General features: G+C 56.9%; 10 protein-coding genes. 3 read left to right on the forward strand and 7 right to left on the reverse strand.

What is annotated here, in order from left to right:
- Positions 1-2: 2 nt before the first annotated feature.
- Genes INT32_RS06575 through INT32_RS06585 form a run of 3 tightly spaced genes read right to left on the reverse strand, consistent with a single transcriptional unit; the run spans position 3 to position 4194 of the window.
- Complete coding sequence (locus INT32_RS06575) at positions 3-1169, reverse strand: ABC transporter permease (protein ID WP_193087932.1); 1167 nt, start codon at positions 1167-1169, stop codon at positions 3-5.
- Positions 1166-3154 carry an ATP-binding cassette domain-containing protein gene (locus INT32_RS06580; protein WP_193087933.1) on the reverse strand — a complete coding sequence of 663 codons (1989 nt, stop codon included), beginning with the start codon at positions 3152-3154 and terminating at the stop codon, positions 1166-1168. Before INT32_RS06580 ends, INT32_RS06575 begins: the two co-directional genes overlap by 4 nt.
- Complete coding sequence (locus INT32_RS06585) at positions 3151-4194, reverse strand: efflux RND transporter periplasmic adaptor subunit (RefSeq protein ID WP_193087934.1); 1044 nt, start codon at positions 4192-4194, stop codon at positions 3151-3153. The genes INT32_RS06580 and INT32_RS06585 overlap by 4 nt, the downstream gene beginning before the upstream one ends.
- A 113-nt stretch (positions 4195-4307) precedes the next feature.
- Between INT32_RS06585 and INT32_RS22270 the strand changes: the two genes are divergently transcribed.
- Positions 4308-5045, forward strand: coding sequence for a CerR family C-terminal domain-containing protein (locus tag INT32_RS22270; RefSeq protein WP_193087935.1), 738 nt, complete (start codon positions 4308-4310; stop codon positions 5043-5045).
- Between the two features lie 278 nt (positions 5046-5323).
- On the opposite strand, the gene INT32_RS06595 is transcribed toward INT32_RS22270, so the two are convergent.
- The 4 genes from INT32_RS06595 to INT32_RS06610 form a co-directional block, all read right to left on the reverse strand.
- On the reverse strand, positions 5324-6520 hold the full coding sequence (locus tag INT32_RS06595; RefSeq protein ID WP_193087936.1) for a CaiB/BaiF CoA-transferase family protein: 1197 nt from the start codon (positions 6518-6520) through the stop codon (positions 5324-5326).
- Positions 6517-7446 (reverse strand): hydroxymethylglutaryl-CoA lyase, encoded by a 930-nt coding sequence (locus tag INT32_RS06600; RefSeq protein ID WP_193087937.1) that lies wholly within the window; start codon positions 7444-7446, stop codon positions 6517-6519. The genes INT32_RS06595 and INT32_RS06600 overlap by 4 nt, the downstream gene beginning before the upstream one ends.
- A gap of 87 nt (positions 7447-7533) precedes the next feature.
- On the reverse strand, positions 7534-8523 hold the full coding sequence (locus tag INT32_RS06605) for a LysR substrate-binding domain-containing protein (protein WP_226816622.1): 990 nt from the start codon (positions 8521-8523) through the stop codon (positions 7534-7536).
- A gap of 122 nt (positions 8524-8645) precedes the next feature.
- A complete protein-coding gene (locus tag INT32_RS06610; RefSeq protein WP_193087938.1) occupies positions 8646-9599 on the reverse strand; it encodes a tripartite tricarboxylate transporter substrate binding protein in 954 nt (317 codons plus the stop codon).
- A 489-nt stretch (positions 9600-10088) separates the two neighbouring features.
- Here INT32_RS06610 and INT32_RS06615 point away from each other — a divergent pair, with 489 nt between their 5' ends.
- Complete coding sequence (locus tag INT32_RS06615) at positions 10089-11477, forward strand: MmgE/PrpD family protein (RefSeq protein WP_193087939.1); 1389 nt, start codon at positions 10089-10091, stop codon at positions 11475-11477.
- 11 nt (positions 11478-11488) lie between these two features.
- The gene (locus tag INT32_RS06620; protein WP_370540186.1) at positions 11489-13633 is read left to right on the forward strand and encodes an acetate--CoA ligase family protein; all 2145 of its coding nucleotides are present in this window, start codon (positions 11489-11491) and stop codon (positions 13631-13633) included.
- The last annotated feature ends 30 nt before the right edge of the window (positions 13634-13663 follow it).

Genomic DNA, 13663 nt, shown 5'->3' on the forward strand with positions numbered 1-13663 from the left:
GTTTAATCCAGTTTCTTGCGGGTGACAAAACGCGCCAGCCCCAGCAGAACGACGGCATAGACAGCCAGTACACTGCAGTTTTTGATGATCAGGGGCCAGTAATTACCGGCAAGGAAAAGCGATTTGACCAGTTCAAGAAAATAGGTTGCCGGAACCAGTTGGCCAATGACATACACAGCGGTGGGTACATTGCGCAGATCGAAGATAAATCCGGTCAGCATCATGGCCGGCAGAAAGCTTGCCAGCAGTGCAACCTGGCTGGCCAGAAACTGGTTTTTGGTCATGGCAGAGATCAGCAGGCCGATGCCCAACGAGACAAACATGTACAGCATGGATGCCAGCACCAGAACCCACATCGACCCGTAAATGGGCACATCGAACAGCACGCGCGCGGTGACCACGCACATGACCAGTCCCAGCAGCCCGATAAAGAAATAGGGGATGATTTTTGCAATCAGAATTTCGACAGGACGCACCGGCGTGACAAACAGGGCTTCGATCGTGCCGCGCTCCCACTCGCGTGCCATGACCAGCGCAGTCAGAAAGGTTCCTACCAGCGTCATGATAAGTGCAATAAGCCCTGGCACCAGATACCAGGTGCTGTTATTGGCGGCGTTAAACCACATGCGATCGACGATGACCACAGAGCCCATCGCAGCAGGGCTGTGGCTGCGCGAGGCCTGCTTTTGCCCCCATATGGCTACCGCACCCTCCAGATAGCTTCTGATAGCGCTGGCGCGCGTTGGATCAGACCCGAGCAGCAGCGTTTGTACCTGGGCATCCCCTACAGACAGACGTCTTGCGAAATCAGACGGAATTCTAAGAATGGCATCTGATTCATGCGCCTTCATCATCTCGGTGGCTTCATGCATGGATGTCACCTTGACCGGTACAAAATAGTCGGACAACTCCAGGCTGGAAACCAGGCTTTGCGCCACGGGCGAGGAATCTTCCAGCACGACGGCAACACGCGCATCGCGTACGTCAAAGGTAAGCGCATAGCCGAAAATGAGAATCAGCGCTATTGGCAGGCCGATACCAATCATCAGATTACTGGCGTCACGCCACAGTTGGCGAAATTCCTTGCGCGTTAACGATACCAATCGCAGCCAGAAGCCGCCGCTACGATCTGGACGCGCTGTCGATGCAGATTGCGACTCTGTGCTCATGCCGCCACCTTTTGGCTATTGCCGCGTTCGCTGCGTCCCTGCTCCACAATACGAATGAAGGCCGTTTCCATGGTCATCCTGTCGGTCCCGCCCGCCTGCGCACGTACTTCATCCGGTGTGCCATAGGCCACAAGTTTGCCGGCATCCTGAATGACAATACGATCGCAATATTCGGCCTCTTCCATAAAATGCGTTGTAATCACAACCGTGGTGCCACCACCGGCAAGCCGGGTAATGCGCTGCCAGAAGCCGCGCCGGGCCAGGGGATCAGTACCACTGGTGGGTTCGTCCAGAAACAGCACATCGGGCTCGTGCAGCAGCCCGACAGCCATGGCCAGGCGTTGTTTGACACCACCCGGTAACTGTCCGGCCGGCATCTTCTCATAGCGTTGCAGCTCGAACTGCGTGGTAACTGCGGTAATGCGTTGGGCCAGCCGCTTGCTCATCAGCCCATAGGCGCGACCAAAAAAGCGCAGATTCTCCATCACTGACAGGTTGCCATACAGGGCGAACTTCTGCGAGACGTAGCCAATACGCTGACGGGCTTCGGCGCGGGCCTTGCGCATATCCATGCCGGCCACTTCGGCGTGACCACTCGTGGCAGGCAGCAGCCCGCAAAGCATGCGAAAGGTCGTGGTTTTGCCGGCACCGTTGGGGCCAAGCAAACCAAAAATCTCACCGCGCTTGACATTGAAGGTTGTGCTGTCCACGGCTGTAAATTCGCCGAACCTTCTGACCAGGTCCCGGACATCAATCACGATACCGTTACCGTTATCGCCGTTTCCGGAAGCTGTGTGCGGGGCATCCTGCAAGCGTGGCTGGTCTATGTCACTTGGGGCGTTCTCCCGGCTTGACTGCTGCAACTGGGCCGCACGCCCGGTGCCTGTAAGGCTCGAGGCCGCTTTATTTATGTTCCGGGAACCCTGGTCGGTGGTAGCGCCGATACTGATGTCACTATCGTTCTCGCTTCCACTGCGCAGCAACACCATGAACCCATCCTCAAGGCGCGCCTGTGCCGGCTCCAGAAGCCGCCCGTTCAATTGCAATTGTGATAGGTCCGTTTCGGGGCGCCGAATGACGCGAACATCTCCCGCTTCCGGTACTGCATCGATGACCGCGGCGGTGTTATCCAGCAGTTGCGCTTGTAGATCGCGAGGGTGTTCATTGCTGGTTGGCGTTATCAGATAGCACAGGTCACGAGCATGTTCACTGGTTGTCTCCGGTGGACCGCTGGAAAGCAGTCTGCCTTCATGCAGCACATATACACTGGCGCAGCGTTCCGCTTCGTCCAGATACGCGGTGGTCAGAAGGACCGACAACTGCTCCTGTTCCCGCAAGTGCTGCACGATTTCCCATAATTCACTTCGTGAAAGAGGGTCCACGCCAACGGTTGGCTCGTCCAATAGCAACAACTGGGGAGAGCGAACCAGCGTGCAGGCCAGGCCCAGTTTTTGTTTCATGCCGCCCGACAGTTTGCCGGCCAGGCGCGCGGTAAACCGCTTCAGATCCGTCATTTCCAGCAGGTTGGCAAAGCGCTCCCGGCGCACGTCCTGCGCAACGCCATGCAAATCGGCATACAGATCAAGGTTTTCCTGCACACTCAGGTCTTCATACAACCCGAATTTTTGCGGCATATAGCTGATACGATCCTGCACCGCCTGCGGATTGCGAATAACGTCAATACCCAGTACATGCAATGTGCCTGAGTCAGGGCGCATCAGCCCGGATACGAGCCTGAGAAACGTCGTTTTGCCGGCGCCGTCGGGACCGACAATTGCCGTGAGCTGGCCCATGGCTACCTGCACGTCCACGTTATCCAAAGCCAGTACCGTTGAACCTGTTTCCTTTACCTTGAAACGCTTGCTGACTCCGCTGGCGCCAACGGCCACCTTGCCGCTGTCTGCCAGATTCTCTGTGTTCCCGGCAAAGCGACGACCCGTTGCTGCGACAGCGCTGCTGTCAGCTGCAGGGTTGCGGCTGGTCATTTGTTTGCTCCGGAAGAGAGCCGACTATCGGTATCAGGCACTGCCTTGTCAAGTGCAATATTGACGGTAGCCGGCATGCCAAGGCGCAGCCGGTTCTGCGGGTCGTCAACCAGAATACGCACTTCATAGACCAGGCTAGTACGCAGCTCTTCAGTCTGTACATTTTTTGGTGTAAATTCTGCCACGGGTGAAATATAGCCGACACGCCCGGAGATTTTCTCGTCAGGATGACTGTCGGTAATTATTTCGGCAGGCATATCGGGCCTGACGTGGCCAAGCTGGACTTCGTTCACATAGGCCCGGACCCATTTGGGCGAGGTCAGGGCCAGGGTATAGGCAGGTTTGACAGGGGAAGCCATATCTCCGGGTTCCAGCAGCCGTGCGCGGACAACCGCATTGGTGGGTGATTTAAGAACCGACAGGGTCAATTGATGTTCCAGCAGCGCCAGATTCGCTTTTGCTGCGGCCAACTCGGCCTGCGCCTGGGCAATATCCTCGTCACGCGGTCCGATCTGAGCCAGTTTGAGGGCTTTGCGCTGGTTCTCAAGCTGGGCGTCGGCCACTTGAGCCGAGGCCAGTGTATCGTCCACTTCCTGTTTGCTGATCGCCTGACCGCCGGAGCGTGTCGCTATGTCTTTTAGCCTTTTGTGGCGGATCTGAGCCTGCCGGGCTTGGGCCTGCGCCGCCCTGACCTGGGCCTGCAACTGCTCCACTTCTTCGGGGCGGGTGCCGTTTTTCAATCGCAATAACGCCTGCTCCTGTGCACCTACCTGTGCCTTTGCCTGATCGGCTTGCAGTGCCAGGCTGCGGGTATCCAGCGTGGCCAGTACCTGACCAGCCTTCACGCTGTCGCCTTCTTCTACCCGCATTTCACGTACCCGGTCGCTGTTTTCAAAAGCCAGTGAGATCTGCCGGATATCGACATTGCCATATAGCGTCAGATGATCGGCTGTCGGGGCAGGCCGTCCATAAAACCACCATGTGCCGGCCGCGATGGCGATGACGGCAAGAACTACTACAACTGCAATTTTCTTATTCATGATTGAAATAATCCGTTCACTTCGTGTGTCGGGCATGAGCAAATGAGCTATAATTCTAATTCAAATTTGAATTATATGTAAAGCACCCATTTGTTATATTGATTCCAGATATCATGATTGCTAAAAACAGCTCCCGCAGCAAAAGCCCCCAGGCGGCCTCTGTCAGCCCCGTTGTCCGCAGTGGTCGCGCCAGCCGTAGTGACGGCGATGCGACTGTGCGGCATATTATTACGCAGGCAGGCTCCCTGTTTGCCGAGCGCGGCTATGCCGATACGACCAGCAAGGCGATCTGCGAGGCCGCTGGCGTCAATATGGCAGCTGTGAACTATCATTTCGGCAGTCGTGATGGCCTGTATCTGGTCCTGCTCAAGGAAGTGCATCGCGAAGTCATGAGCCTGGATTTTGTGCGGCAGATCGGCCATAGCGCGGCGCCGCCTTCGGACAAACTCTACCTGCTGATAGAAGGGCTGTTGCGCGCAACCTATGATGCCAAAAGCTGGCATATCCGCTTGTGGGCACGAGAGTTGCTGGCGCCATCGCCCCTGTTGTCGCAAATTATGGAAGAAGATACGCTGCCCAAGTTTGAGGTATTGCGCGACGTCATCATGGAGCTGACCGGTATGCCGGTGGCTGATCCGCAGTTGCTGCGCTGCGTGTTGAGTGTCATCGGGCCGGTCATCATGCTGCTGATTCTGGATCGGCGCATCGCGACCCCGATACAGCCGCTGTATTCGCATAACGTAGAGGATATGGCTCGTCACATGCACACGTTCACGATTGCCGGACTGCAGGCGATAGCGCAACAGGGGGGCTATGCCGCAGACACGAAGGACAAAGCAGGCAAGGGATAAGTTGGCGCAATGCCTCTTCGCATCGGCCAGAAAGCCCGCGCTTTATGGCCGATCTCGCCCTGGTGTCCCGTCTACGGCGAAATCAGCACGGCCCACTGTTGGTGAAAATGACGGTGTTTAAGTCATTGCGACCCAGGCCCCGTCGGGCAACGCGGCAAGAGAACGGGGACAGCGGGGAAATGATACGTAATCCAAGGAGAAACGCTGGGAAAACGCCCGTCCTGATGTATGAGGATAATCTATCAGGCACCACCCAATCTCAGCAGTTACAACGTCGATTACACTACCTTCAGCACGCCGGCTGCTGCCAGGCGGGCGATCTCGGCTGCCTCGTAACCCAGATCACGCAATACGCTCTCAGTATGTTCACCAATACGCGCAATGGGTTGCCGCGGCTGCAGACGCTGGCCGTCCATGCTGATCGGCAACAGGGGCATGGGCGTTTCCGAGCCGTCTTCCAGTACCTGACGGCCCAGGCCGCCGCTTTGCTGCAGGTGCGGGTCATCGAACAGCTCTTCTGGCTTGGTGATATAGGCAAACGGAATTTGCCGTGCCTCAAAAATGGGCGCCAGCGATTCGGCTTCCATACTTTTTAGCGTTGCGCCCAGTTCAGGAATCAGCCAGTCGCGCGCGAGCACACGATCGTTATTGGTTTTCAGGCGCGGATCGAGATACAGATCAGGGCGTTGCAGAATCTCGCACAGTTCCTTCCACGGCGCATCGCCCGTTGCTGCGATGAACATGAGGCGGCCACCGGCCAATTCGAAAGTATCATAAATACCCCAGGCGCTAATGCGTTCCGGCATGGGGTTGGCGGCCACGCCCGTGACCGCATACTGCTGCATGTGTTGCGCTGAGAGTAGCACGCAGTTTTCGAATAATGCGCTCTGGATTTCCTTGCCCTGGCCTGTGCTGTTGCGCTGAAATAGCGCAGCCAGGACACCCAGCGCACCGAACATGCCGCCCATGATGTCGTTGACAGAGGTGCCGGCACGCAATGGCCGGCCAACGGGACCCGTCATATAGGCCAGGCCGGCCATCATCTGCACCACTTCATCCAGGGCCAGGCGTTTCTCGTAGGGCCCTTGCAAAAATCCCTTGTGCGACACATAAATAAGCCCCGGATTGCGCGCCTTCAGGCTGTCATAATCAAGGCCCAGTGAAGCCATGCGGCCGGGCTTGAAGTTTTCGACGAAAACGTCTGCCGAATCCACCAGCTTGAGGACGGCATCAATGGCCTGCTTGTCTTTTATGTCAACCGAAATACTTTTCTTGTTGCGGTTGAATGTGCGGAAAAAACCGGCGCCGGCACCCAGCAGTTCGCGGGTCTTGTCGCCGGTAAGCGGTTCGACCTTGATGACTTCAGCGCCCAGATCGGCCAGAATCATTCCGCAGGTCGGTCCCATAACCATATGGGACATTTCAACGACACGGATACCCGCCAGGGGCAATGCTTGTGATGAGACAGAATTCATTGTGTTGCTCTTTGCTGCGTGAATGTGTTGGGCAGACCTGCCAGATTGATAAAGCCGTACAGGGGTTCCTGCGGCAGGGCCTGCGACAGGATCTGCCGGCAGGCCAGCAGGCGTTCAACTGAAATACCAGTGTGATAGCCCATGGATTCGAGCATGAAAACCAGATCTTCGGTGACCACGTTGCCGGTAGCGCCGGGCGCATGCGGACAGCCGCCTATACCGGCCAGTGAGGCATCAAATTCTCTGATGCCGTTCTGCAATGCGATAACCGTATTGGCCAGGCCCATACCACGGGTGTCATGAAAATGCATGCTACGCAAACGCTCGCCCGCCACGGCGCGCACCGCCGTAATCACATCCTGCACCTGCGCAGGCGTTGCGTGTCCCGTCGTATCGGCAAGCGCCACGGTATCGGCGCCGGCTGCGATACTGCCGCGCACGACATCGCATACGTCATCGACAGGCACTTCACCCTGCAGCGTACAACCGAACACGGTAGACAGGCCCGCTATCAGCGTCGTGCGCCCACCGTGGGCATCGATCAGTTCACGGATACGTCCGAACTCCTGCACCATTTGCATGGGTTTGCGGCGGACATTGGCCAGGCTATGCTGCGTGCTGACAGAGATTGGGGCTATGATGCGATGTACACCAGCCTTCAGGGCGTTTTCGGCGCCCTTCAGGTTGGGTACTAGCGCAGTGACGGTCAGGCCATCAAACTGCAGGGCATAGTCCACGATTTGCGCGGCGTCGGCCAACTGGGGCAGTAGCTTTGGCGGGACGAATGAGGTCACTTCTATATGGCGCAATCCGGCGTCGTATGCGGCGCTGATCCAGCGCTTCTTGGCTTCGGTCGGCATGGTGGTAGCGATGCTTTGCAGGCCATCGCGCAAGCCGACCTCCTGAATATGAACATGATCTGTCATGACGGTTCCTTTACTTGATGAGAACAGTCTACGATGAATTGCGGTTTACGGTAATGCCCGGATGGTCATGGTAACCATCAGGTTTTGTTATGGTCGGGGGCGTTGCTGGCTTGCGCTGTGGGCGGGCAAGGCGTGGCTGGCCTGGGCCTGCAGATGGTCAAAGAGTTTCTGGGCCGACCCCGACAGCGCTTCGTTGGCGCGGGTACACAGTACGAAGTTGCGCCGCGCCCATGGATCGTTTAGCGGAATCAGTTCCAGATCATAAAGCCTGACATACCGTTCGACGGCTTCGCGCGGTAGTGCCGCAATGCCCAGATTGGCTTCAATCAGCCGATAGGCCGCATCAAAAGAGCTGACATGCGTGCGATAGGTCAGGATCTTGCCCTGCCGACCCGCTATATGCGACATCAGTGTGTTCATGGAGGTTTGCATGGAAAAGCCGATTTGCGGATAGTCCAGCGTTTGCTCGAACATAAGCGATTTTTTGCCGGCCAGCGGGTGCGCCTTGTTGACCACGATCGCGAAATGATCGTAGCGGTAGGGCGTCACGCAGGTGTTGCCGGTGGGGACGAAATCGCGACAAATGCCGATATCAGCATTGCCTTCTTCAATTTTTCTGGGAATATCACTACTGAAATGCTCTTCGAGATCAACCTGGATGTTCGGGTGAGTTTCCAGGAACGAGGTCAGATCAGCCGGCAAAAACTCCATGATGGCCGAGACGTTGGATAGCAGCCGCACATGGCCCTTGACGCCCTGGGCGTGCTCACTCAGCTCGCTTTGCAGCTTACGGTAATCCACCATGATGCTGCGGGCGTGCTTTAGCAGCACCTGGCCGGCCGACGTGGGCGTAACGCCACGCTGGCTGCGCAACAACAGTGGCGCACCAATTTTTCTTTCTATTTCAACCATGCGCTTGCTCACGGCAGCAGCAGACAGCAGCTCGCGCTCGCCGGCACGCGCAATGCTGCCGGTTTCACACACGGCGATGAACAGATACAGGGAAGTAGGATCAATGGACCACAAATCAAACTCGCGAAAATCAGGTTTGATCGGGATTAGAGCACCGGTAGCCATGTAAGTAAATAGTGAAAAACCATTTAGGAACCACCAGCCACCAGCCTGGCTACCCTCGCACAGCCATCAGGAGCGCAGCAGTGCCATTCTGCTGACCCGGCCTGCTCCCAGTATCAACATCCTTATTTGAGCAGCGCTGCGCTCTCGTCGATATCATTCTGAATGGTTTTGCCAAAGGTCTGAGGATCGGATACAACGATATTGAAGCCAAGGCGTTCGAGTTTGTCTTTCACCTCTGAGGTGGCAAACACATCCTTGACTGTGGCCTGCAGCTTATCGCGAATGTCATCGGGCAGATTTGCAGGCGCGATCATGCCAAGCCACGGTTCGTAAACATAATCTGCAACCCCGGCTTCGGTTAATGTCGGCAAATCGGGCAGGATCTGGCTGCGTTTGGAAGAAGTGACCGCCAGTCCGCGCAACATGCCTCCCTTGATCTGTTCCGAGACGCTGGCAACGGCCAGAAAGGCGACCTGGATCTGGTTCGAGACCAGATCATTCACAATGGTGTTGCCGCCCTTATAGGGAATATGGGTCATTTGCACACCGGCGCGCTTTTCAAAGAGGACGCCGGCCAGATGCAGGGCTGTGCCGACACCGGCCGACCCGTAATTGAGCCGCTTGGGCTCTTTTTTGGCCGCGGCAATCAACTCGCCCAGGGTTTTGTAGGGCGAGCTATTGGGTACAGCAACCACCAACGGCGAGGTCACCAGATTGGATACAGTTGTAATATCCGTCACCGAATCATAGGGCAGGTTTTTGTGCAGGCTTGGATTGACTGCATGGTTCGAGGAGATCAGCTCCAGGGTGTAGCCATCGGGCTTGGCGCGAACCAGTTCCCGAGTACCAGAAATGTTGGATGCGCCGGCCAGATTTTCCACCACGACAGATTGCTTTAGGGTCTGTCCCATACGGGGCGCAAAGGTGCGGGCCAGATTATCCAGTCCCGAGCCGGGCGAGCTAGGCACAATCAGTCGAATGGGGCGTTCAGAAAAACTGACTTCGGCATGGGCAGCAGGCGCAAGCCCGAGCGCTACTGCACAGGTCAGCAGGAAAAAAAAGGGGCTCAGACGCATAAAGTTTGTCTCCGTGTGGGTGATCAAGGCGCAATCACCATTGTGTTTATTTTGTAAATGAGTCCTGTTGCCGTACAGGAAAGGCGCCGATTGTAACGCCATGGCAGCCCGTAACAGCTTCGGTTGAAGTCTAAGCCGGATTTTGCGTCTGCGTAAGCTACCAAAAGTCATGGACAACATCACCTTTGGTGATGGCAGGGCGCTTGCCGCCGGTCGCGCCGCGCCCGACGGCTGGCCCGTGCAGATGAGACACTCATAGCCAGCGATGCCGTCGGCGGCCCCAGCCGATTCGAATCACAACTGAAAACGCAGGATTACAGACCGCCGACAACGCAGGATTTTTGCCTATTGGCTTGAAGCCGGGCGGTTGCTTGCACGGTACGAGATAGCAGCGTTCTAAAACTTTCAAAGCCCGGCGGCGTCGGTTGCCTAGAATAAATGCTTACATTTGCCTGCTGCTGCAGGCGGCCTTCACATACAAAGCGATCTATGCTCATACATGAACTTGCTCATTACGGTGCCCGGGAAAGCGGTGAACGCACACTGACCGACCCGGTACTTCATCATACGAAACGCGCGGTGCTTGACTGGCTGGCCGCACTCTATCCTGGTACACGGATGTCCCCGGGTGTAGAACTGGTTCGGGCCCATGCGGATGAAACCGGTGTCGGCTTTGCCCGCCTGCCGGGATTTGGCACCACGACCTTTCCGGCCACCGCCGCCTGGATCAACGGCAGTGTGTCGCATACGGTGGAGTTCGATGATATTTTCCGTGATGGTGTCTATCATCCGGGCTGTCCTGTCGTATCGGCAGCGCTGGCGGCCGCCGATACGCGAGACGCTGACGGGCTGGCGTTCATGACGGCGATTGTGGTGGGCTATGAAATCTCCACCCGACTGGCTGCTGCCATTCAGCCAGCACATTACCGCTATTTTCATACGACGGGAACGGTTGGGAGTATTGGCGCTGCCGCTGCCGTGGCAGCGCTGTATGCGCCTGGCGATCAGACCGTGATGCAGCACGCCATTGCCACCGCAGCGACATTTGCTGCCGGCTTGCAACAGGCGTTCCGTTCCGACGCCATGACCAAGGCGCTGCATGCCGGGCACGCTGCCGCAGTGGGCATACGGGCGGGCACTGCCGCCGCGGCCGGCGTCACCGGCGTGGCCGACATTCTGGAAGGCGAGGCCGGTTTTGCTGCTGCACTGGGCGGATCGCTGAATCTTCCCGTAGTCACTGCCGGTCTTGGCGTGGACTACAACATCACCCGTATTACCCAGAAAAATCATGGCTGTTGCGGCCATACCTTTGCTTCCATCGATGCAGTACTTGCGCTGCAGCAGGAACATGGCATCAGGCCGGATGATATCGCGTCGATCCACGTTGCGACCTATCAAACTGCGATCAATGTGACCGGCAATGCCGATCCGCTGACGGCATTTGAAGGCAAATTCAGTTTGCCCTATGTGGTTGCCCATGCACTGCGCCATGGGTCGGTCAGGCTGGACGCCTTCGATACGGAGCGACTCACGGATACGGATACACGTGCCTTGATGAAAAAAATCTCTTTGACTGCAGATGAGGCGTTGACCGCCGCGTTCCCGCGGCATCGTTCTTCGCGCGTGACAATTGTGATGAACAGTGGGCAGACTCATGAGCACTACGCGCAGGATCGCAAAGGCGATCCGGAATGTCCGCTAGATGATGACGAACTCAATGACAAATATGATGAGCTGGTCACGCCTGTGCTGGGCGCCCAGGCTGCAGCTGCACTCAAATCACAGGTCTGGATGCTCGAAGCCTTGCAGGTACGGCAGCTGTCGCTTAGCTGTCGCTTAGCTGACGCTGAACACAATAAAAATTTCATATTGAAGTAGTGGTAATGACAATGACACATGACGATTCAAACCAGCGCAGCGAATGCTCTTCGCAGCGTCGGGCCTTTAACAAGGCATTGCTCAACCCCGGGTCGGTCGCACTGATTGGCGCCTCGAGCAATCAGAAAAAAAATACCGCCAGGCCCTTGCGATTCATGCAGAAACACGGTTTTGCCGGCAATATTTATCCAGTCAATCCTTCGGCCCCGCAGATCAATGGTGTCAAAGCCTGGGGCAGCATTGATCAGCTTCCCGATAACGTGGATCATGCGTTCGTGATGATCGACAGTGCCGGTGTCACCGACGTGGTCGAGCAATGTGCACGCAAGGGCATCGGCATGGTCACCATCTACTCCGACGGCTTTGCGGAAGCGGGTGAAGAGGGCATGCAAAGGCAACAGGAACTGCGCGCGACCGCAAGGCGCCTGGGCGTACGGGTGCTGGGGCCCAATAGTATTGGTCTAGCCAATGTTCACAGCGGTGGCGTTATCTCCGTCAATGCGGCATTTGAAATGGACAATCTGACTGCCGGCGATATCGGTATTATTTCGCAAAGCGGCTCGATGATGGGCTCGCTCATGTCTCGGGCGGCTGCGCGCGGTTTTGGTTTCTCCCATCTGGTGTCCGTTGGCAACGAAAGCGATATTTCAGTTGGCGAAATACTGGACGCCATGGTGGATGATGACGCGACCCGCGTGATACTGCTGTTCCTGGAAACCTTGCGGGATGTGCATACATTAAGTGGCGCCCTGGAACGGGCGCGCAGCGCCGGCAAGCCGGTGATCGCATATAAGCTGGGGCGCTCGGAGCAGGGAGACGCCCTGTCGCAATCGCACACCGGCGCCATTGCCGGCAATGATGCCGCCATGGATGCCTATTTCCGCGCCCATAGCGTCATACGCGTCAACATGCTGGAGACCCTTTTTGAGATCGCACCGCTGGCTGCGCGCTATGCGCATATGCGGCCACAGATCTGGACAGATACGCCGGCGCGCGTGGCCGTCATTACGACCACCGGCGGGGGTGCGGCAACCGTTGTCGATAACCTGGGCTTGCGCGGGTTCGTTGCGGTTGCACCGCCTGCACAATTCATTTCGCATATGGCCTCGCGCGGTCTGAACATACGCCAGACGCCGGTCATCGATCTGACCCTGGCGGCCAGCAGTGAACAGTATCAGGACCTGCTGACCGAGATCATGCAGAGCGACTGGTGTGACGCTGTGCTATGCATCGCCGGCTCTTCGGCGCAATTTCATCCGCAATATGTGGTCCAGCCCATACTGAATGCAGTTGCAACCGCGCACGGCAGCAGCAAACCACTGGTGGCATTTTTGTCGCCCGAAGCGCAGGCATCATTGCAGTTGCTGCAAAAAAATGCAATTGCAGCCTTTCGTACCCCCGAATCATGCGCAGATGCATTGGCCGCATTTTTCGTGCCGCTAGGGCAGCGCCAGCCAGCGCAATTGCCGACTGTGACGTTGCCCGATGGTTGCCCGGCTAGCGGCAATTTGAGCGAGCCTGAAGCCATGTCGGTCTTTGGCACGCTGGGCATTGATGTCGTTTCGTCCGCCATGGTGCAACCGCATGCGCCAGACCATTCAATTGATTATCCGGTGGTCCTGAAGGTTGTCTCGCGGGACATTCTTCATAAAACAGAAGCCGGTGGCGTGAAGGTTGGCATTGACTCTGAGCAAGCTCTGGCTACCGCGCTGAGCACGATGGCCGATCAAGTCAAGACTCATTGCCCGCTAGCTGTGATTGACGGCTATATGGTGCAGAAAATGGAAGGCCGCCTGATCGAACTGATGCTGGGCTATCGGCACGACCCGCTGGTTGGCCCGACCGTGATGCTTGGCGCAGGCGGCATCACTGCAGAGCTCAAACCGGACTTTTCCCTGCGGCTGGCGCCGGTGTCCGAGCAAGTGGCCTGGCAGATGATCCATGAAGTGAAACACACACAATTGATTCGTGGTTACCGGCAGTTGCCCGAAGGCGATTGCAACGCGCTGGCCCGCGCCATTGTCGCGCTGTCCAGGCTGGCGCTGATCGATGCTCAACCGGTGACCGAAGCAGAGATCAATCCGCTGTTTGTTCGAAAAGACGGCGTTGTCGCAGTTGATGCAGTTGTCCGTCTGCGCGAGATATCACAGTTGTAATTACTATCAAATAAATTTGAAGCAGGAGAA

Source organism: Advenella sp. FME57, from assembly GCF_014897675.1.
GTDB lineage: Bacteria > Pseudomonadota > Gammaproteobacteria > Burkholderiales > Burkholderiaceae_B > Advenella.